Here is a 20,750-nt window from a genome sequence, read left to right on the forward strand (position 1 = left end):
AAAAGCTAGCAGCGTGAGAACCGAAAAGAATGTCCGAAATTACTGGACCAGTTCAGCTTGCTCGCGAAAATCGTCAACGATAACGCGGGCATCCTGCATGAACGCGGGGCCCTTGAGACTTTCGCGAGCAAGCTCGCTCCTACAGGGTGAGCCGGTTATTTGTGCTTCTTCTTTTTGTCGTGTTTGTCGGACTTGGCGAACGCCTCTTCCAACGCCAGGTTGATGGTGCGCAGCACCTTGACCCGCGCCCAGCGCTTGTCATTGGCCTCAACCAACGTCCAGGGCGCGATCTCGGTGCTGGTGCGGTCCACCATGTCACCCACGGCCGCCCGGTAGGCATCCCACTTGTCGCGGTTGCGCCAGTCGTCTTCGGTGATCTTGAAGCGTTTGAACGGGATCTCTTCCCGGGCCTGGAAACGCTCCAGTTGGGTGTCCTTATCAATCGCCAGCCAGAACTTGACCACGATCACCCCGGCATCGCGCAGTTGTTCCTCGAAATCGTTGATTTCGGCGTAAGCACGCATCCAGTCCGCCGTGGTGCAAAAGCCTTCGATCCGTTCCACCAGCACACGGCCATACCAGGAGCGGTCAAACACGGTGAACATGCCCCGTGCCGGAATCTGCCGCCAGAACCGCCACAAGTACGGCTGGGCGCGCTCGTCTTCGGTGGGCGCGGCAATCGGCACGATGCGGTACTGGCGCGGATCCAGCGCCGCCGCCACCCGACGGATCGCCCCGCCCTTGCCTGCCGCATCGTTACCCTCAAAGACGGTGACCAGGGCGTGCTTGCGCATGCGTTTGTCACGCATCAAGCCTGAAAGCCGCGCCTGCTCGGTAATCAGTTGCTCCTCGTAGTCGTCCTTCTCCAGGCGCTGGGTCATGTCCAGGCTATCGAGCAGGCTGCGTTGATCGACGGCAGTCGGCAGCGGCGCTGGGTGAATTCCGCTGGCCTTGACCTTGGCCAGCTTCAGGGCATTTTGCAAACCTTCCAGAAGAATCTTGCCCACCGTCAGGCCACGGTAATGGGCATCCACGCCTTCGATCACGTGCCAGGGCGCGTAGTCGCGACTGGTGCGACGCAAGACCCGTTCGCCAAAATGCACAAACTTGTCGTAGGTCTCGGACTGCTGCCAGTCCAGTGGACTGATGCGCCAACTGTGCAGCGGATCATCCTGCAAGGACTTGAGTCGTGCCTTCATTTGCTTCTTGGAGAGGTGGAACCAGAACTTGAAGATCAGCGCCCCTTCATCGCAGAGCATCTGCTCCAGGCGCTCGGCCCCGGCAATGGCCTGGTCCAGGCGGGCGTCCTTGATCTGGCCATGGACCCGTGCCTGCAACATCTGGCTGTACCAATTGCCGAAGAACACCCCCATGCGCCCCTTGCCCGGCAATTGCCGCCAATAGCGCCAGGCGGGCGGGCGGGCCAGTTCTTCGTCGGTCTGTTGGTCGAAAGTGCGCACCTCGATCAGCCGTGGGTCCATCCATTCATTGAGCAGCTTGACGGTCTCGCCCTTGCCGGCCCCTTCGATGCCGTTGATCAGCACGATCACCGGAAAGCGTCCCTGCTGGTGCAACTCGAACTGCGCTTCCAGCAAGGCTTCACGCAAGGCCGGGACTTCAGCGTCGTAAGTGTCCTTATCGACGGCATGACCGATTTCGGCAGATTCAAACATGGGCGACTCCCTTCCAAGATGGATCAAGACTAGCGGATTGGGCAGCACGGCGGGCAAGGAATTCCAGGCGGCTTGCCATGGATCAATCGATCGGGCCGTAGCTCAGCCCTCAGGCACATGGCAGATACCCAGGTCATGGTGTTTCATCATCTGCTGGGTCAGGCGTTCCACCACCTCGGTTATCGCCTGCTGGCGAGGAGCGCGCAGGGCTTCTATTTGCCTGCGGTACTCCCCGTCGGTGAGGTTTTGACCGTTCTCGAAGATCGTCTGCTGTTGTACATCAAACGGTTCGGTGACCGATCCGAATTCACGGGGAAACTGCTGTTTGAGATGGACTTTCCAGAAAGACAGTTGTGCAATAAAACCCAAGAACGCAGGGGATAACTCTGCCTTGATAACCTGTCCGCGCGCCCTCTCCAAAGCGCTGCTGGTCAAGTCGGCCAATGAAGCGTACTGCATGTGCTTGGGTTGTCCCGGCAACTGAAGGATCTTGGCCAACCCGACTCGGTAGGCCAGGCTGACCTCCAAGGGATACTCGGAGGAATGCTCGACGGCGTAGCGTGCCGCAATTTTTTCCAGCTCACTGAGGCGAAACAAGCCACGTCCCAAGGTCAATAGCACATCCGTGTTTCCTTGCCCGCGACCGGCCTGACGAGTCGCATTCTTGACCGTCTTGAGCACTTCTATCTGACTGAAAGTCTCTGCTGCCTGATCCGCACTGTTTGGCGGCTGAGCCGCCAGTTGAAAGACCTGCTCGCGTAGCGCGAAGCTGTCGTGGGTCGACTGCAGAACGTCCCAGATCCTGCGGCTCAAATCCTCACGGACGTAACGGCTGTCGGCGGTATCGGATAACTTGGCCAGTAATGTAAACAGCGGCGCCGAATCAGGGTCATCGCGCAAGTTGGCCCAGAGGGTGCGTTTGTTGGCATCTTGAGCGGACACCTCGTCCGGCAACCAGGCCGCCCGGGCGCTCAGCTCGGTAAAGCGTGATTGATCGTCATCCACAAGACCCATACCAATACCCATCTCGTCTCGGTAGCGTACCAGTGCAGTCATCGTTGTGGCGGACAATGGGTTACCAGCCAAGTTGATCGCCTGGCTGAAATCGCGGGTTATGGTGAATACCCAGTCGGGCAACACCGTAATCCAGTTATTACGCAGATCCACCTGCTCCAAATGGGCCAGCCGCCCGAGCCCTATAGGCAGGTCGACAATCCTCGTGTCCTGTAATAACAACGTATGTAAATCGTGCATGTTGCTGACATCCAGGTGCACCTCGACAGGGTTGTGGCTTATGTCCAACCGACGCAACGTGGTCATGTCGGCCAGTTTTTTTCGGGTGTACTCGGTCAGCGCAAGCTGGTTGTGAGGCAACGACAAACTGTCGAGTTCGGGCATGCGGGAAAGGTATTCCGGTAGTCGGGTCAGATTGTTACGGCCCAGATCCAGGCGCCTTAGCCCCTTGAAGCTTCTCAGGAAGTAGGCGACGTCATCGCCCAAGCGCATATTTTTGAGGGACAACTGCCGGACATGATCGAAACGAATTTCGGGGGGTAGTTTCGGCAATGAGCCCACGCGCATCCCGTCCAGGTTCAGACCGTAAACGGGTACCTGCCACTCATCAAGCACAAAGCCCTGGCGCCGCCAGCAAGCTTCAATGCGCTCAGCCACTTGCTGGCGGCTCTGCCGAATGTCTCTGAGATCCGGTTGTTTATCCAGGTCTCCAACGTTGCTCTTCCAGTGCTTGAGGACTGCCCGCAGATGACCCAGGTCATCCTCCATACGAGCAACGGCCTTGGCCCGGGAAAGCTCATCGACACCTGACACCGACTGGAGAAGATCAAACGCTTGCTCGTTACTGAGCAGCGGGTAAATCTTTATCACTTTGCGCACCAGTGCAGAGGATTGCGCCGCCGAACCGGTCACTGGATCCGCCAACCTGCAAGGTATTTCCACCGTCAGCGGTTCGTGGGCCTTAGTGGAAAAAGCTTCGGCCGCCACATCACGCTCACTCTGAGCCCGGGCGGCAACCATACGTCGCAGTCTCCAGCCGCTTTCGGCCTCTTCCAGAGGCAGTTCCAGGGCCGTCTGCTGCCTGTCCTCCAGCGTACCCAGGATCGCCTCGAACAGTCCGTCCGGACCTGACTGAACATCCCCCCTACTCACAGCGTTGTCATCGAACGGCTCAAAGCCTGCCGTGGACCTGACCACAACCCGACGCACGCTGGCGCTCTCAATCGCACCAAGAGCCAATAAGTCACCCTGTGGAGAATCCTGGCGCAACTCCAGTCGTAGCGACTTATCCCACCCTTCTACAAGCGGCAACATTCGAACCGCGAGACACTGCGTGTCGAGGCCAGCCAACTCCGGCTGTTCAAAACCGGCAAGGGCGCGATCCAGGCGCTGTTCTTCGAGTGCATTTCGCACCGATTCAGCCAGCCTCATGGGAACACGCTGCTTGTCACGCAGAGATTCCCTCTCCACCGAGGACGCCTCAGCCATCACCTCCCGCATGACTCGATAGGGCAATTGCGGATACGTCTTCCTGAGCAACTCCAACTCCTGTGGTACCGGCCCGTCATAAGATTGATACAACTGCTCAAACAGCGGTTTACGATCAGCCTTGAGGTGATTGAGCAATTGGCGCGCCAATACAGCGTGCTCCTGATTGGCAGCAACGCCTTCCCCCAACAGCCCGATTTTCTGCTGCTCATCCAACCGGGACAGCAACACATCAAACACCCGCCCCTCGTACACAGCTTTCTCGGTGATGGTCAATCGCTGCCTGATATCGTCAATAAACCCGGTGGAGGGGTAACGCGCCTTGATGCTTCCCTGGGCGTCAAGCACTTCGAAATAACGTCCCTTAGGCCAACCCGACAACAAGGGCAAAGCGTGCATCTGCAAGGTCGCACTTTCAGCATTGAGGTAAACACTGCGCTCCAACAGCCAGATCAGATCACGAATGGATTGCTCCAGCCTGAAACGCTCGTACAAATCACGAAACCGTGCGGGAAAGGGAAGGCACTCCTGAGCCAGGTGGTAACCCCATCGGTAGGGCTTGTCCATGATGAACTTGACCAGTTGCAACTTGCGCGAATCCAGCACAGGGTGACGACTCGCGGGTTCCAGGCGTGAAAAGAGATACCTTTCATCCTCCCACTCTTCAGGTTTTTCAAATGAAAAACGCCAAGCACCCTCACCGTTGTGCAGCATTGCCGGTCGATAGGCCGTCTGCCGCACAGCGGGGTTAGCCCGCCACTGACCCAGCTTTGGATCAAACGAAATCTGATGGACAAAACCGTTGACCTTTACGTAGGAATGACCGCCTACTTTATAAATGCCTTCCGCATCAGCAACCATATTGTCGACGAGATGCTGATCATGGGCGTACGACGTTATGTCGGGGCGCCATAGCCGCGGGTGACCATCCTCTGAACGTATGGCCTCAAGTTCCTGGAAGTAGCCCTCAATGCCCTGCCGGGCTCGCTTCAAAACCTTACCAACCACCTTGGCCCCCGCCGCGAACAACACCATCGACGTGAGGTTCTCCGCCACAGCACCCAACTGTTTGAGCGCCTCAATCTTGTCACCGCGACGCCAGTCCTCAATGCCCTCATACACCTCGCTAAGCATCTGCCCCACCGCCACCCCCGTCATCAGCAATCCCAACGCTGGGACGACAAAGCCCGCGAGATTGAGCAGTGTCAACCCGGCATCAAGGTACTCCAGCAAGCGCTGCTTGCGAGCGTCCTCATCGACATCAGCCACTGGTACCGCCAGTGTCCGCGCGTCGATTTGCAATTTCCCCACGTAAGTACCAAAAAAGTGGAGCGCCAGGCTGGTCGTTATGGGATTGGCTGCCAGCACCCCCAACGTACGGTGTTGCCCAAACCGACTGAAAAAAACCAGCCGGTCAACCTCTCCCAGGTAACCGGTAAAGAATGTGCGATACGTGGCGACTTCCAGCTTCAGATCCAGATAGACCTTGAAGTCATTGAGCGAGGGGTACTCAAAGAACGGTCGTTTGGGCTCATTGGGCATATAAACTATGCAGGGTTCTTCCGGGTAATCCCCGATCGGCCGTCCCGAGAACACCACGACGCTCCACAGGCAACAGTCGAGTGCATTCAAGCCTTGCCAGATGACCGGTCGCCCCTGAAACAACAGGTCTTTGGCCTGGGCGGGAGTCATGTTCCGATCAAGCAGTGTGCATAGCATGGCGTAGGAGTCCTGGGTGATATCGCCACGCATGCAGGCGATATGCGCGTCGATTCGTACATCCAGGGTTTTCATCCAACCAATATCAACCGCCGCCCCGTTGACGTAGGGCTCATCATCAGTCTCGCCAATATCCAGATGGAATACTTCAACGATGTGCTGTTGATACAACCGGCCAACATCCAGCTCCCTGCACCCCTTGGCAAACTCATGCGCAGAGATCGCGATAGCTGCATAGGGGGCTGATCCGGCTTGCAGCCTCGTCTCCTCTGAATAATGCTCCGCTCGCGCCTCATCCTCGGAAAAGTTTTGCAGCGCCATGTGCAACAAGCTCTGCCGTTCCAGTTTGATGCTTCTCTCATATTCCAACGGAAAGACTGCTTTTTGGTATTCGTAGGTGGCATAGACAAAAAGATCCTTCTTGGGGTCCACCGTTACCTGCCATTTTTTCTGGCAGTACGCCCTCAAGTGCCCACTGCAAAACTCATCCAGCGACCGTAATCGCCTCAAACGGCCTTCGACCGCAGCCCTGGCCTCCTCAACCCGCACAGCATCCTTTTCCAGAGCCTCCAACAAACCTTTCGGGGCATCGATCATCCAGCACGGCAGGCGCTTTTGCAGCACATAGGCCTTGGCTAGATCGCCCGTCATTTCCAACAAGACCGCTTGCAACTGCTGTTGCGTCAATTGAGTACATGCCTTAGTCAAATCATCCTGTGCCTGCATCAGCAATGTCCTTTATTGCCCAATAATCATGCTTTAACGATACCCCCGCGCAAGGCTTTTAATTAACGCTGATAGTTAATCAATCAGTGCGGTATATCGGTGGCTTTTTCCATGCAAGAACTAATGGGCTACCGCCATTATTTCGACACGGGCAACCGTGGATCAATCGCATGCTCCGGTATCGGCTAGAATGGCCGCCTTGTCTTGGCCGAGTTGCCCATGAACCCCGTACTGCCAAATGCCCAGCTCGACTGGGACGACCAGGGACGCCCGCGCTCGCGGGTGTTCGACGACGTGTATTTCTCCGACCTGTCGGGCCTGGAAGAAACCCGCTACGTGTTCCTCCAGCAGAACCGTCTGCAGGAGCGCTTTGCCGCGCTGCCCGTGGGTGGGCGGCTGGTCATCGGAGAAACGGGGTTTGGCACCGGGCTCAATTTCCTGTGTGCCTGGCAGCTGTTTGAACAGCATGCGGTAGTGGGTGCGCGCCTGCATTTTGTCAGTGTGGAAAAGTACCCGCTGAGCCGTGTCGACCTGCAACGCGCCCTCGCCCTCTGGCCGCAACTCCAGCCATTGGCTGATCAACTGCTGGCGCAGTACATCGCTATTCATCAGGGTTTCCAGCGTCTGGTGCTGGATAACGGTCGAGTGACGCTGACATTGCTGATCGGCGATGCCCTGGAACAGCTGCCGCAACTGGATGCACAGATCGACGCCTGGTTCCTGGACGGTTTTGCCCCGGCGAAAAACCCCGACATGTGGACCGCCGAACTGTTCGCCGAACTGGCGCGGCTGGCGGCACCGGGCTCGACCATCAGTACCTTCACCAGCACCGGCTGGGTACGGCGCCTGCTTAATGGCGCCGGGTTCAAGATGAAGCGCACACCGGGTATCGGCCATAAATGGGAAATCCTGCGGGGTGAATTCCTCGGTTGGCCGGCCGAAACGCCGGTACCCGCCAGCAGTAAACCCTGGTTCGCGCGCCCACCCATGCTCGGCGGCGAGCGCCGTGCCCTGGTGATCGGCGGCGGCCTGGCCGGTTGTGCGAGCGCGGCCAGCCTCGCGGCACGGGGCTGGCAAGTCAGCCTGCTGGAGCGTCATCAAGGCCTCGCTCAAGAAGCCTCTGGCAATCCGCAAGGGGTGCTTTATCTCAAGCTGTCGGCACACGGTACGGCTTTGTCGCAGATGATTGTCAGCGGGTTCGGGCATACCCGTCGCCTGCTGGAGCACCTGCAACGCGGCGTGGACTGGGACGGTTGCGGCGTCCTGCAACTGGCGTTCAATGCCAAGGAAACCGAACGCCAGATGCAACTGGCCGAAGCATTTGCCCCGGATTTGCTGCATCTGCTGGATAAGGATCAGGCCCAGGCCCGGGCCGGGGTTGGCCTGGACCATGGCGGGCTATTTTTCCCCGGAGGCGGCTGGGTTCATCCCCCCGCACTCTGTGAGTGGCAGACACGCCAGCCGGGCATCACGGTGCAGGTTCATCATGATGTGCTCACGCTGCACAAAGTCGACGATCAATGGCAGGCCTGGGACGGCGAGCAGTTACTGGCCAGCGCCCCCCTGGTGGTGCTGGCCGGGGCCGCCGAAGTCAAGCGTTTTGCCGCCAGCGCCGAGCTGCCCCTCAAGCGCATTCGCGGGCAGATCACCCGGCTGCCGCAGACCGCAGACAGCCAGACCCTGGCCACCGTGGTGTGTGCCGAAGGTTATGTGGCACCGGCACGCTTGGGCGAACACACCCTGGGCGCCAGCTTTGATTTCAAGAGCGATGACCTGACCCCCACCGCTGCCGAGCACGCCGGTAATCTGCAGCTGTTGCAGGAAATCTCCCCGGACCTGGCCCAGCGTCTGCACGCCGCCACATTGGCCCCGCAAGCGTTGGAGGGGCGGGCGGCCTTTCGCTGCACCAGCCCGGACTACTTGCCGATTGTCGGGCCACTGGTCGACCCCCAGGCGTTTGCGCAAGCCTATGACAGCCTGCGCAAGGACGCCCGCCACACGCCGGACGCCGCCTGCCCGTGGCTCGACGGCCTGTACGTCAACAGTGGCCACGGTTCACGGGGCCTGATCACCGCGCCGTTGTCCGGTGAACTGCTGGCGGCATGGCTGGACAATGAACCACTGCCCCTGCCCCGCAGCGTGGCTGAGGCCTGTCACCCGAATCGCTTTGCCGTGCGCGCATTGATTCGCAGCAATGTGGCAAAAAAACCTCAGTGAGCAGCCCCTCAACCCGCCGGTGGTAACTCGCAGGCAACCTGCTCATCGAACTTCAGCGCTTCCTTGGTCAGGCGTTCAAACTCGGTGAGTTCGGCCTTTTTCTGCTCGTCCTGGATCTGCTCCATCTGATTACGATAATCGGCGTCGCCCAGGGTCTCTCGCTGCGCCCACACGGCCTCCATGCGCTCACCAAAAGGCTGGTTCAACGTGTCGAACGAACCGCCATGGATCCGTCTCAGATAGCTGTTCCAAAATGGCAGTTTCACCATGTACTTCAACAGTAGCGGAGAAAGCTCAGCCTCTTTCAACTGCGCTTCGGCGACTTCCAGCATGTGCTCAGTCACCCCGCCCAGGCTGGCATAGCGCATATGGCGGGGTTGCCCAGGCAAATGAAAGCGCTCCACCAACCCCGTTCGATAAGCCAGGCTGACCTCCAGCGGATCAAGCGCCGGATGCTCGGCACTGTGCCGGCGAGCCATAAGCTCTAGACGATCGAGGCGAAACAACCCGCGGGCCAACCTCAAAAGGGGTTTGGCCGTGACCAGCCCGCCCGCCACCCGCTGCGAAGCCTCGTGGATTTCTACCAGCACCTCAAGGTTGCTGAAACTCACGGCAGCAGCATCATCACAGTTCAAGGGCGTGGCCGCTCGTTCAAAAATTTCTTCGCGTAGCCGAGTATCCATCGCCGCCGCGTCCAGCACGCGCCAGACCCGACGCCCCATGTCCTCCTGCACGTGAGTGGTATCAGCGGCACCGCCCAGGCCGGCCAGCAGTTTGAACAGACCGTCGGAGCCGGGCTCGTCCTTGAGTCCCCTCCAGGTCTGGGCCTTCTCGGCGTAGTGCGCCACCCGCTCGTCCCCCAACCATAGCTCCCGGGCAGCCTGCTCATTGAGCCTGGCGATGTCGTCTTCCACAAAGCCCATGCCCACGCCAATAGTGTCCCGATAATTGTGCAACAGCAGGCGGCTGGGGGCGTCCAGCGGGTTATGTCGCAAGTTGATGACTTCGGCTCTGCGGCGAGGGGCAGTGAACAACCAGCCCGGCAAAGTGGCGATGTCATTTTCCCGCAGGTCCAACTGTTCCAGATAAGGGATACGCATCAAACCGGACGGCAGGTTTTTAAGCCGACAATTGCGCAGGACTAGGTTGCGCAATTCAAACATTTTGCCGATAAACGGCGGGTCTACCAGAGGGTTGTTGCTCAGGTCCAGTACCGTCAAGCCTTTCAGGTCGCCGAGTTTGGTACGGGTGTATTCAGTCAGTTGCATCTGGTTATTTGCCAGGTACAGCCGGCGCAGTTGCTTCATCTGCTGGAGCACTTCCGGCAGCCGCGTCACTCGGTTGTCCCTCAACTCCAGGGTATTGAGCCCTTTGAAGTGCTTGAGGAAGTAACCAACATCATCGTTGAGCCCCATATTCCTCAATGACAATTGCCGGACATGCCCGAACTGGACGTCCGGTGGCAGGGTCGGCAATGCCCCGACCGCCATGTCGTCAAGGGAAAGACTCGGGACTTTCTGTTGGTACTCATCGGGCAACAACGAAGCATATTGCCAACTGCGCTCGATGGCCTGGGCGGCCTGGTGACGTGCCAGGCGGTAGTCCCGCACGGCAACGTCGGAGTGCGCTGGTGCGACCTTGCTCCGGGCCCATACCTTCAGCGCCCGATGCAGTGCTTCATACTGCTGTTCAAGAACCCGGATGGCTTTGGCACGAGACAATAGATCGTTACCCAAGTCCTGCACGAAGGTCGATATGCGCTGGTCGTCAAACAAGGGGTAGAGCTTGCGAACCTTGCGCAACAAGCCGGCAGGCTGTTGCTGCAGCTCCACGGGCATCCCTTGCACGCACGACACCGCAGGCTCCTCGGGCACCGCCCGTTCCGGCCATAGATAACGGGCAATCCGGCTGCGCTCATCCTGGGCTTTGCTAATCAGGGTGTTGCGCAATTGGCTGGCCCGGCCGCTTCCCTGCAGATGCAAGTTGTCGAGTTGAGCGTCAGACAAACAATTGAGCAGTGCTTCATAGAACCCTTGCGGTCCGTCGGCCATCGCACCCAGTGGCGCGCCTTGACCATCGTAGGCACGAAACCCCGTGGCCGACTGGACCACCGTGCGGGTCGTGGCCGCACCTGCGTTACCCACCTGTCCGAGAACAGTTGCACTTAACCCCTCACGACGAAGTTGCACCCACACATCTTCGGGCCAGCCCGGTACCTGTCGCAGCAATCCGATGGCCATACGCCGGGTCGCATCGGTGGCCAGTTCCGGCAAGTACAGGCCGGTCAGGGCCTCGTCTTCGTCCAGAGTATCCAGAGTCTCCCGCGCTCTTTGAGCGATCCGCAAAGGCACTCGCCCGCTATGGCGCAACCGCCAACGCTCGGCAGTGGACGCTTGGGTCATGACTTCCCAGGCAACCCGGATGGGCAGCCGCCTATAGCGCTGCTTGAGCAACCCGTGATCGGTCTGGTCGATGTAGTCAGCATCCTCACGCAGCCTCTCAAAAACCGCCCGATGATTATCCTTGAGTGAAGCGGTGAGCCGCCGCGCCAGCACCTCTTGCGCTTCCTCGGGCTGGAAGTTGCCGCCCAGCAGCCGCGCGGTCTCCTCCGGGTCGAGAGCGGCCAGTAGCGTGGACATGACTTGCCCGCTCCTGAGCTGAAGCGTGGTGATGTGAATGCTCAAATCTTCGTAATCAAAAGGAGCGGTGTCCGGGTGACGCTCAAGCAAGTCCCCCTCCTCGTCCAGCAGTTCGAAAAAACGCCCCTGGGGCCAACCGTCCATCAGCGGCAGCGCAAGCATCTGCACGCGAGTGGTCGATGCGTCGAGCGGCGCCTGATGCTCCATCTGCCAGCTCAGATCGAGAACATCCTGGTTCTGTTTGAAGCGCAGTGCACATTCGCGCAGCCGCTCCGGCAGTGGCAGGTTTTGCTTGGCCAGTTGCTGCAGGCGGGGCAAGGTCGTGTCGGTGATGGCCGCGATGTCCCGCAGATGTCCAGCCGCAAAGGAACTGAGGCTGGGGTCCAGCCGGCCCAGAATATAATCTGGGCTCTGCCAGTCTTGCGGACGTTCGAACGAGAACTGCCAGCCGCCCTGGTAGTTATGGGTCATAGGCGGTTTATAGGCTGAGTCACGCTGCGGATGTCGGGCTCGCCAACGGCCGGTACGGGAGTCAAAGACAATCGAATAGATCGAACCGTCGACCTTGACGTAAGACTGGCCGCCAGCCTGGTAGACCCCGCGGGGACTGGCAACCGTACCTTCGAGCGAGACGGTGTGACGGTACGACTGGGTGCTGCAGCGCCACAAACGCGTGGTTTTATCCGGCATGCGTACAGCTTCCAGCCTTTCGTAAAACCCCGCTGCCGGCGGCGTGGTCCGCCATAGTCGGCCCACCACTTGTGTACCCGCCGCGAACAACGCCATGGCCGCGAGATTTTCAGCGATGTTCGTCAGGTGCCTGAGGGCCCCAAGCTTGTCTTGATGCATCCAGTCATCCACCCCATCAAACACCTCTGCGAGGAGCTGCCCGACAGCCACGCCCATCATCAGTTGCCCCAGTACCGGCACCACAAACGCTGCGACGTTGAGTACCGTCAAACCGACGTCCAGGTAATCCTGGATGCGCTTTTGACGTGCGTCGTCATCCGCCTGCGCGTTGGGAACAGCCAGCACACGCGTATCGAGCTGGATTTTCCCGACACAGGCATTGAAAAAGAACAGCGAGAAATTGTCCGTCACCGGGAGCGGCTCTACGCGCACCAGAAGATTGTGTTTATCAAAACGCTCGAAAAAACCGAAGCGCTCGGACTCATCCAGGTAACCCATGAAAAAGGTTCGATAGGTACTCACATGAAGCTTGAGGGTGAGGTAAAGCTTGAACTGCTCCAGTGACGCATAGCGGTACCACGGCCGCACGGGCTCATTGGGCATGTACACCACAATCGGGCCGCTGGAAAACCCCTCGGAGGCGGCGCTGGAAAACACCAGCACGCCCCACAGGCAAGCTCCGTCGATGTTCAGGCCTTGCCAGGTCAGCGGCTGGTTGTTGAACCACGATTGCAGGATATCCCTGGCAGGCATGTCCGCCCTGACCAACCCCAGCAACAGCGCATGGGTCGGTTGATCGATATCGCCCTTGGCGTGGGCTACCTGCAAGTCGATCAGCATGTCCATGCACCGGGACTGACCAACCTCCCGCACCGCCGGGTTGAGGCCATGCTCAAGATCCCCAAGGTTGAACACCTCACGTACATGGGCTTGATAGGCCTCCCCAAGATTCATCTCGCGGCAGTACCCGATGAATGTCTGGGCCGTGATATCTCGCGCAATCCTGCGCTTGCTACCCACACGCACCACAGCATTGATCGGTATGCCCCCCGGCTCGGCCCCCGCCTGGGAAAAGTTCTGCATGGCCGCCTGCAGCAGGCTGTGTTTTTCCAGGATAACGGTCTCGACCAACAGGCCACCAAGGTCCGGATTGACACCCGTGAAGGAACGCCTGGGGAGTTCCAGCGAGTCGTTCTCGATGTCCAAATGGGGATGACCTTTGGCAACCAGAAATGCCTCAAGCCGTTCAGTACAAAATTCATCAAGGGGTCTCAAACGGCTCAGCCGCCGCTGCAGTCTTTCCCTGGGACCATCGCTGTCGGCATACGCCTGTTCGATGGCCTGGAGTGCCTGCGAGTCGGCCTTGACCAACCAGGCCGGCAGCGTGTCGTGCAGCACCTGTGCTTTGTCCAGGTCGCCGGTGATACTGAGCAGCGCCTTCATCAATTCGTCCGGGGACACAGGCTCAAGCGCCTGGCTCAAATTAGCTATTTGCGTCATTCGCAACGTTCCTTAATCGCGTGAACAATGACACCACACGATAAGCCCGCCCCCAGGGTTAATGGGTTCAAATAGCTGGGGGGTTGCCGCCCGGACTGCCCCATTATTTGCATATCACGTTGACCTAATTACCCCCCGGTTTACCCACGCCGCACAGCCCGCTGGGCTTGTTGCAAAAGGGAGCGGCCGTTTGCCATATAACGTATTGATCTAAAACTCCACTAACCGCCTCGGGTCAGTCCCTAGGTACCCGCCGTTTTGGCGCGTGCACTTTTATCCCTCCCCAACGGAAAAACCGGTAAGGAATTTATGTGCGGACTAGCTGGAGAACTGCGTTTCGATCATCAACCTGCCGACCTGGCAGCGGTGGAACGAATCACCCATCACTTGGCACCACGCGGACCTGATGCCTGGGGCTTCCATGCCCAAGGGCCGATTGCCCTGGGCCATCGCCGCCTGAAAATCATGGACCTGTCGGACGGCTCCGCCCAACCGATGGTCGACGCCCAACTGGGCCTGTCCCTGGCCTTCAACGGCGCGATCTACAACTTCCCGGAACTGCGCACCGAGCTTGAAGCATTGGGCTATGCCTTTTATTCCGGTGGTGACACTGAAGTGCTGCTCAAGGGCTATCACGCCTGGGGCGAAGCCTTGCTGCCCAAGCTCAATGGCATGTTTGCCTTTGCCATCTGGGAGCGCGACAGCCAGCGCCTGTTCATCGCCCGCGACCGCCTGGGCGTCAAACCCTTGTACCTGTCGCGCACCAGCCAGCGCCTGCGTTTTGCCTCGGCGTTGCCGGCGCTGCTCAAGGGCGGTGACATCAACCCGCTCCTCGATCCGGTGGCGCTTAATCACTACCTGAACTTCCATGCCGTGGTGCCCGCGCCGCGCACCTTGCTGGCGGGCATCGAAAAGCTGCCGCCAGCCACCTGGATGCGCATTGACGCAGACGGCAACACCGAGCAGAAAACCTGGTGGACCCTGCCCTATGGCCCCCGCGACGATGAACAAAACCTGACCCTGGAAGACTGGACCGACCGCGTGCTGGACAGCACCCGCCAAGCCGTGGCCATTCGCCAACGCGCAGCGGTGGATGTGGGCGTGCTGCTTTCCGGCGGTGTGGATTCGAGCATGCTAGTGGGCCTGTTGCGCAAAGTCGGCGTGCAGGATCTGTCGACCTTCTCCATCGGCTTTGAAGATGCCGGGGGCGAGCGTGGCGATGAGTTCCAGTATTCGGATTTGATCGCCAAACACTACGCTACCGAGCACCACCAACTGCGCATCGCCGAAAGCGAAATCATCGAACAACTGCCCGCCGCATTCCGCGCCATGAGCGAGCCGATGGTCAGCCATGACTGCATCGCCTTCTACCTGTTGTCCCGGGAAGTGGCCAAGCATTGCAAGGTCGTACAAAGCGGCCAGGGCGCCGATGAGTTGTTCGCCGGTTACCACTGGTATCCACAGGTGGACGGCGCCAGCGACCCGTACGCGGCTTATCGCGAAGCATTCTTCGACCGCAGCTACGACGACTACGCGGCCACCGTCGCGCCGCAATGGCTGACCGCCAATGACGCCGCCGGCGACTTCGTGCGCGAACATTTCGCACAGCCCGGCGCGACTGCCGCCGTGGACAAAGCCCTGCGCCTGGACAGCACGGTGATGCTGGTGGACGACCCGGTCAAGCGTGTGGACAACATGACCATGGCCTGGGGCCTGGAAGCGCGTACGCCGTTTCTCGACTACCGCCTGGTGGAGTTGTCGGCCCGCGTGCCGGGTCAATTCAAACTGCCGGACGGCGGCAAGCAAGTGCTCAAGGAAGCCGCGCGCCGGGTGATCCCCAGCGAGGTCATCGACCGCAAGAAAGGCTACTTTCCGGTGCCCGGCCTCAAGCACTTGCAGGGCGATACCCTCAACTGGGTGCGCGACCTGCTGCTGGACCCGAGCCAGGATCGTGGCCTGTTCAACCCGGCGATGCTCGACCGCCTGCTCACTGACCCGCAAGGGCAACTGACGCCGCTGCGCGGCTCCAAATTGTGGCAATTGGCAGCGCTGAACCTGTGGCTCAGCGAACAAGGAATCTGATTGATGAAACCTCACGCCACGGCCTACAGCCAACGCCTGCTGCGCGGCCAGGCGCCGTCCTACGAGCGCCTGCAGGCGCGCTTCGCCGAAGACGGCAGCGAGCCCAGCGCACAACCCATCGCCGTGCATTGCGGCTGGGGCCGCCTGTTGATTGGGCATACCTTCCCCGACCCGGCGAGCCTGGCCCTGGAGTTGCTCAACGAGCAGCCGGGGGAACGGGATATCGCCCTGTATGTGGCCGCGCCCCAACAGATCCTCGGGATTGATCCGCAACAGTTGTTCCTCGACCCCTCCGACACCTTGCGCCTGTGGTTCACCGACTACCGTCCGGCGACCCGGGTGTTTCGTGGCTTTCGCATTCGTCGCGTACAGAGCGAAGCCGACTGGCAGGCCGTCAATCGCCTGTACCAGGGGCGCGGCATGTTGCCGGTGGACGCCAACCTGTTGACCCCTCGCCATCAAGGCGGCCCGGTGTACTGGCTGGCCGAGGATGAAGACAGCGGTGTGGTGATCGGCAGCGTCATGGGCCTTAATCATCAAAAGGCCTTCCATGATCCGGAAAACGGCAGCAGCCTCTGGTGCCTGGCCGTGGACCCACAATGCTCGCGGCCGGGGGTCGGTGAAGTGCTGGTACGCCACCTCATCGAACACTTCATGAGCCGTGGACTGAGTTACCTAGACCTGTCGGTATTGCACGACAATCGCCAGGCTAAAAGCCTCTACGCCAAGCTCGGCTTTCGCGCCCTCGCCACCTTCGCCATCAAGCGCAAGAACGGTATCAACCAGCCGCTGTTCCTTGGGCCGGGGCCACAGGCCGGGTTCAACCCCTATGCGCGGATCATTGTCGAGGAGGCCCACCGGCGCGGAATCGACGTACAGGTAGATGACGCCGATGCCGGGCTGTTTACCCTCAGCCATGGCGGGCGCCGGGTGCGCTGCCGCGAGTCATTGAGCGACCTGACCAGCGCGATCAGCATGACCTTGTGCCAGGACAAGAGCCTGACCCACAAGGCACTGAGCGCCGCCGGTTTGAAATTGCCGGCGCAACAACTGGCCGCCAGCGCCGACGATAACCTGGAGTTTCTCGACGAACACCGGCGCATCGTGGTCAAGCCGCTGGACGGGGAACAAGGCCAGGGCGTGGCCGTGGACTTGCAGACCATCGAGGAAGTGCAAGGCGCCATCGAGGCGGCGCGCCAGTTCGACTCACGGGTGTTGCTGGAAAGCTTTCACGAGGGCCTGGACCTGCGCATCCTGGTGATTGGTTTTGAAGTGGTGGCCGCGGCAATCCGTCGCCCGGCGCAGGTGATCGGTGATGGCAAACACTCGATCGGGGCCTTGATCGAGGCCCAGAGCCGGCGTCGCCAGGCTGCCACAGACGGCGAGAGCAAGATCCCGGTGGACGACGAAACCCTGCGCACCCTGAAGGCCGCAGGATATGACTACGACAGCCTCTTGCCTTGCGGTGAAGTGCTCGCGGTACGGCGCACCGCCAACCTGCACACCGGCGGTTGCCTGGAAGATGTCACGGCAATCCTGCACCCCACGCTGACAGATGCTGCCATCCGCGCAGCCCATGCCCTTGATATTCCCATGGTGGGCCTGGACTTGATGGTGCAGGCCGCCGACCAGCCGCAGTACGTATTTATCGAGGCCAATGAGCGTGCTGGGTTGGCCAATCATGAACCGCAACCGACTGCGGAGAAATTCGTGGATCTGTTGTTTCCATATAGTGAAAAGCTGCAAGTGACAAGCTGCAAGCCGCAAGAATAAAGCGGCTCCTATTTATCTTGCAGCTTGCAGCTTGAAACTTGCAGCTAAGGACCCTTATGACCCGAACCATCCCCGAACCGGATCTCAACTACCTGCACAAAGTGCTGCTGGAAATGCTCGCCATCCCCAGCCCCACCGGGTTTACCGACACCATCGTGCGTTACGTCGCCGAGCGCCTGGAAGAACTCGGCATCCCCTTTGAAATGACCCGGCGCGGCACGATCCGCGCCACCCTCAAGGGCCAGAAAAACAGCCCGGACCGCGCCGTTTCCGCGCACCTGGATACCATCGGCGCCGCCGTGCGGGCGATCAAGGACAATGGCCGCCTGACCCTGGCTCCCGTCGGTTGCTGGTCCAGCCGTTTTGCCGAAGGCAGCCGCGTCAGCCTGTTCACCGACAATGGCGTGATCCGTGGCAGCGTCCTGCCGCTGATGGCTTCCGGGCACGCGTTCAATACCGCCGTGGATGAAATGCCGATCAGTTGGGACCATATCGAACTGCGGCTGGACGCCTACTGCGCCACCCGTGCCGATTGCGATTCCTTGGGGATCAGTGTCGGTGATTTCGTGGCCTTCGACCCGCTGCCGGAATTCACCGAGAGCGGCCATATCAGCGCCCGTCACCTGGATGACAAAGCCGGGGTCGCCGCCTTGTTGGCGGCGCTCAAGGCTATCGTCGACAGTGGTGAACCGTTGCTGATCGACTGCCACCCGCTGTTCACCATCACCGAGGAAACCGGCAGTGGCGCGGCGGCCGCATTACCCTGGGATGTCAGTGAATTCGTCGGCATCGACATTGCTCCGGTCGCCCCTGGCCAGCACTCCAGTGAACATGCGGTGAGCGTGGCGATGCAGGATTCGGGGGGGCCTTACGATTATCACCTGTCCCGACACTTGCTGCGCCTGGGGGCAGATAACGATTTGCCGGTACGGCGTGACCTGTTTCGCTATTACTTCAGTGATGCCCATTCGGCCGTCACCGCCGGCCACGATATCCGCACCGCGCTGCTGGCCTTCGGCTGCGATGCAACCCACGGCTACGAGCGCACCCATATCGACAGCCTGGCAGCCTTGAGTCGCCTGCTGGGCGCCTACATCCTCAGCCCGCCGGTGTTTGCCAGCGATGCCCAACCGGCCCAGGGTTCCCTGGATCGCTTCAGTCATCAGTTGGAACACGAAACACAAATGGAGAGCGATACCCGCGTGCCGTCGGTAGACAGCCTGGTCGGGCAGAAATCCTGAAGCTGGCAACAATGATCCCGGCACAGTAGCATCGCCGGGATCAACCATTTGAGGCTTGTATGCTGATTCCCCACGATGCACTTGAAGTTGACACCCTGACCCGCCTCATCGAAGACTTCGTGACCCGCGACGGCACCGATAACGGCGACGACACGCCCCTGGAAACCCGCGTATTGCGCGTACGCCAGGCGTTGACCAAGGGCCAGGCGCTGATCGTTTTCGACCCTGAGAGTGAACAGTGCCAATTGATGCTCAAGCACGATGTGCCCAAGCACCTGTTTGACTAGGGATTAGGCACGGGTACCGGGTTTGCCTGCTGGTGGCGGATCCTTTCATAGACCTCCGCCCGGTGCACGTTGACCCCTGTCGGCGCCTCAACGCCGAGTTTCACCTGGAGGTTGTTGACCTCCAGGATCCGCAGGGTGATGTGATCGCCGATGGAAATGATTTCGCCTACCGCGCGGCTAAGTACCAGCATGGTGTATGTCCTTTGGAAAATTACCGGACGTCGACCATGCTCCCTCCCCTACGAGCCATCAATGACCTGCCAAATAAACAGATCCTCCCTACAACTCAGGGTTTGTTTTACTGACAGACAAATATCAAATAGCCAAGCAGGACCGCAAAAATATAAACACATTGTTTATATCCATCAGCCTTTGACCGACTGCGCCTTGGCGCGCATTTTCTCCGACATGCTGGTCATCTCGTCATACAACAACTGCGGATTTTTCTGCTTCAGTGCCCAGGCCATCCGCCCTTGCTCGTGGGGCAGGATCATGAACTCACCCTCGGCCACACGCTGGTAGATGTAGTCGGCAATGTCTGCCGCACTGATCGGCGAGCTTTCCAGCAATTTACCGACCTGGGCCTTCATCGCAGGCGTCGGGCCACGGAACGAGTCCAGCAGGTTGGTCTGGAAGAACGACGGGCAAACCACGTGTACCCCGACCTCCTGTTGCTTGAGCTCCACCAGCAGGCTTTCCGAGAGCGCCACCACGCCGGCCTTGGCCACGTTGTAGTTGCTCATGGCCGGGCCTTGCATCAAGGCGGCCATGGAAGCGATGTTGATGATGCGGCCCTTGCTCTTTTCCAGCAGCGGCAGGAAAGCCTTGCAGCCCTTGACCACGCCCATGAGGTTGATTGCGATCTGCCAGTCCCAGTCTTCCAGGGACAATTCGCTGAAGAACCCACCGGAGGCAACCCCGGCGTTGTTGACGATCACATCGATACCGCCCAGCTTGACTTCGCAGGCCTGGGCAAAGGCCGTGAGCTGGCTGTAGTCACGCACATCACACCGCTGGATAAACCCGTCGCCACCGGCCTGGCGCACCAGCGCCAGGGTTTCCTGCAAGCCCGGCTCGCTGACGTCCGACAAGGCCAGTTGCCAGCCCTCCCGGGCCCAGCGCAGAGCGATTTCGCGACCCAGGCCAGATCCAGCGCCGGTGATCATCATGCGATTTTGCATAGGAAGTAGCCTTGTGGTTCAGGGAAGAAGTACGCGCCAGTGTAGCGAAGGTTATTCACCGACCCATGCACCATCAAGTTGCTGAATGCCCGAGGCAAACCAAAGGCCCGGTCGGATGCCGAAGCACAGGGTAAGTTCAATTTTTTCAAACTAAGTGCGAAGCAGCACAACAATTAAAAAAGAAATAATCCAGTAGCCAAATCGAGTTAAAAAAACAGGGAATTTTCTGCAAAGTGTAGGAGTCGGATTAATTAAGGCAGCCGTTTTAAATGACCGGCGCTATCACTTGATACTCAGGTATTTCTCAGAAGACGAATAAGGAAAACACACTATGAGCCTCATTCTTATCATTGTTCTGATCCTCCTGCTGGTCGGCGGCCTGCCGGTGTTCCCGCACTCGCGCAACTGGGGTTATGGGCCATCGGGTATTCTCGGTACGGTGCTGGTGGTGCTGTTGATCCTGTTGCTGTTGGGCAAGATATAACTGCTGTACCCCATAAGTGTAGGAGCGAGCTTGCTC

The 20,750-nt window shown here is 59.6% G+C and carries 11 protein-coding genes; 6 read left to right on the forward strand and 5 right to left on the reverse strand.

All coding sequences use genetic code 11. The annotated features are described in order from the left end of the window. Positions 1 to 155 precede the first annotated feature (155 nt). Together pap and KL786_RS08135 are read right to left on the reverse strand one after the other, a co-directional pair. Positions 156 to 1,673 carry a polyphosphate:AMP phosphotransferase gene (gene pap / locus KL786_RS08130; protein WP_032863201.1) on the reverse strand — a complete coding sequence of 506 codons (1,518 nt, stop codon included), beginning with the start codon at positions 1,671 to 1,673 and terminating at the stop codon, positions 156 to 158. A 102-nt stretch (positions 1,674 to 1,775) separates the two neighbouring features. After that, complete coding sequence (locus KL786_RS08135) at positions 1,776 to 6,620, reverse strand: NEL-type E3 ubiquitin ligase domain-containing protein (protein ID WP_215517282.1); 4,845 nt, start codon at positions 6,618 to 6,620, stop codon at positions 1,776 to 1,778. Between the two features lie 219 nt (positions 6,621 to 6,839). On the opposite strand from KL786_RS08135, the gene mnmC reads away from it, so the two are divergent. Continuing rightward, on the forward strand, positions 6,840 to 8,837 hold the full coding sequence (mnmC, locus tag KL786_RS08140; protein WP_215517283.1) for a bifunctional tRNA (5-methylaminomethyl-2-thiouridine)(34)-methyltransferase MnmC2/FAD-dependent 5-carboxymethylaminomethyl-2-thiouridine(34) oxidoreductase MnmC1: 1,998 nt from the start codon (positions 6,840 to 6,842) through the stop codon (positions 8,835 to 8,837). Between the two features lie 8 nt (positions 8,838 to 8,845). On the opposite strand, the gene KL786_RS08145 is transcribed toward mnmC, so the two are convergent. After that, positions 8,846 to 13,666, reverse strand: a complete 4,821-nt coding sequence (locus KL786_RS08145; RefSeq protein ID WP_215517284.1) for an NEL-type E3 ubiquitin ligase domain-containing protein — start codon at positions 13,664 to 13,666, stop codon at positions 8,846 to 8,848. Between the two features lie 309 nt (positions 13,667 to 13,975). On the opposite strand from KL786_RS08145, the gene KL786_RS08150 reads away from it, so the two are divergent. Genes KL786_RS08150 through KL786_RS08165 form a run of 4 tightly spaced genes read left to right on the forward strand, consistent with a single transcriptional unit; the run spans position 13,976 to position 19,049 of the window. After that, complete coding sequence (locus tag KL786_RS08150) at positions 13,976 to 15,748, forward strand: N-acetylglutaminylglutamine amidotransferase (protein ID WP_215517285.1); 1,773 nt, start codon at positions 13,976 to 13,978, stop codon at positions 15,746 to 15,748. A 3-nt stretch (positions 15,749 to 15,751) separates the two neighbouring features. Next, a complete protein-coding gene (gene ngg / locus KL786_RS08155; protein ID WP_215517286.1) occupies positions 15,752 to 17,521 on the forward strand; it encodes an N-acetylglutaminylglutamine synthetase in 1,770 nt (589 codons plus the stop codon). 56 nt (positions 17,522 to 17,577) lie between these two features. Next, complete coding sequence (locus tag KL786_RS08160) at positions 17,578 to 18,762, forward strand: osmoprotectant NAGGN system M42 family peptidase (protein ID WP_076964433.1); 1,185 nt, start codon at positions 17,578 to 17,580, stop codon at positions 18,760 to 18,762. A gap of 59 nt (positions 18,763 to 18,821) precedes the next feature. Then, the gene (locus KL786_RS08165) at positions 18,822 to 19,049 is read left to right on the forward strand and encodes a YheU family protein (RefSeq protein WP_003172962.1); all 228 of its coding nucleotides are present in this window, start codon (positions 18,822 to 18,824) and stop codon (positions 19,047 to 19,049) included. Here the strand turns inward: KL786_RS08165 and csrA are convergent. Together csrA and KL786_RS08175 are read right to left on the reverse strand one after the other, a co-directional pair. Next, the gene (gene csrA, locus KL786_RS08170) at positions 19,046 to 19,240 is read right to left on the reverse strand and encodes a carbon storage regulator CsrA (protein ID WP_215517287.1); all 195 of its coding nucleotides are present in this window, start codon (positions 19,238 to 19,240) and stop codon (positions 19,046 to 19,048) included. The genes KL786_RS08165 and csrA overlap by 4 nt on opposite strands. 174 nt (positions 19,241 to 19,414) lie before the next feature. Further along, complete coding sequence (locus tag KL786_RS08175) at positions 19,415 to 20,230, reverse strand: SDR family oxidoreductase (protein ID WP_032863214.1); 816 nt, start codon at positions 20,228 to 20,230, stop codon at positions 19,415 to 19,417. A gap of 331 nt (positions 20,231 to 20,561) precedes the next feature. Between KL786_RS08175 and KL786_RS08180 the strand changes: the two genes are divergently transcribed. Then, positions 20,562 to 20,714, forward strand: a complete 153-nt coding sequence (locus KL786_RS08180; RefSeq protein WP_032863216.1) for a DUF3309 family protein — start codon at positions 20,562 to 20,564, stop codon at positions 20,712 to 20,714. The last annotated feature ends 36 nt before the right edge of the window (positions 20,715 to 20,750 follow it).

The sequence above is a fragment of the Pseudomonas sp. TAE6080 genome (assembly GCF_018732265.1).
In the GTDB taxonomy this organism is placed as follows: Bacteria; Pseudomonadota; Gammaproteobacteria; order Pseudomonadales; family Pseudomonadaceae; genus Aquipseudomonas; species Aquipseudomonas brenneri.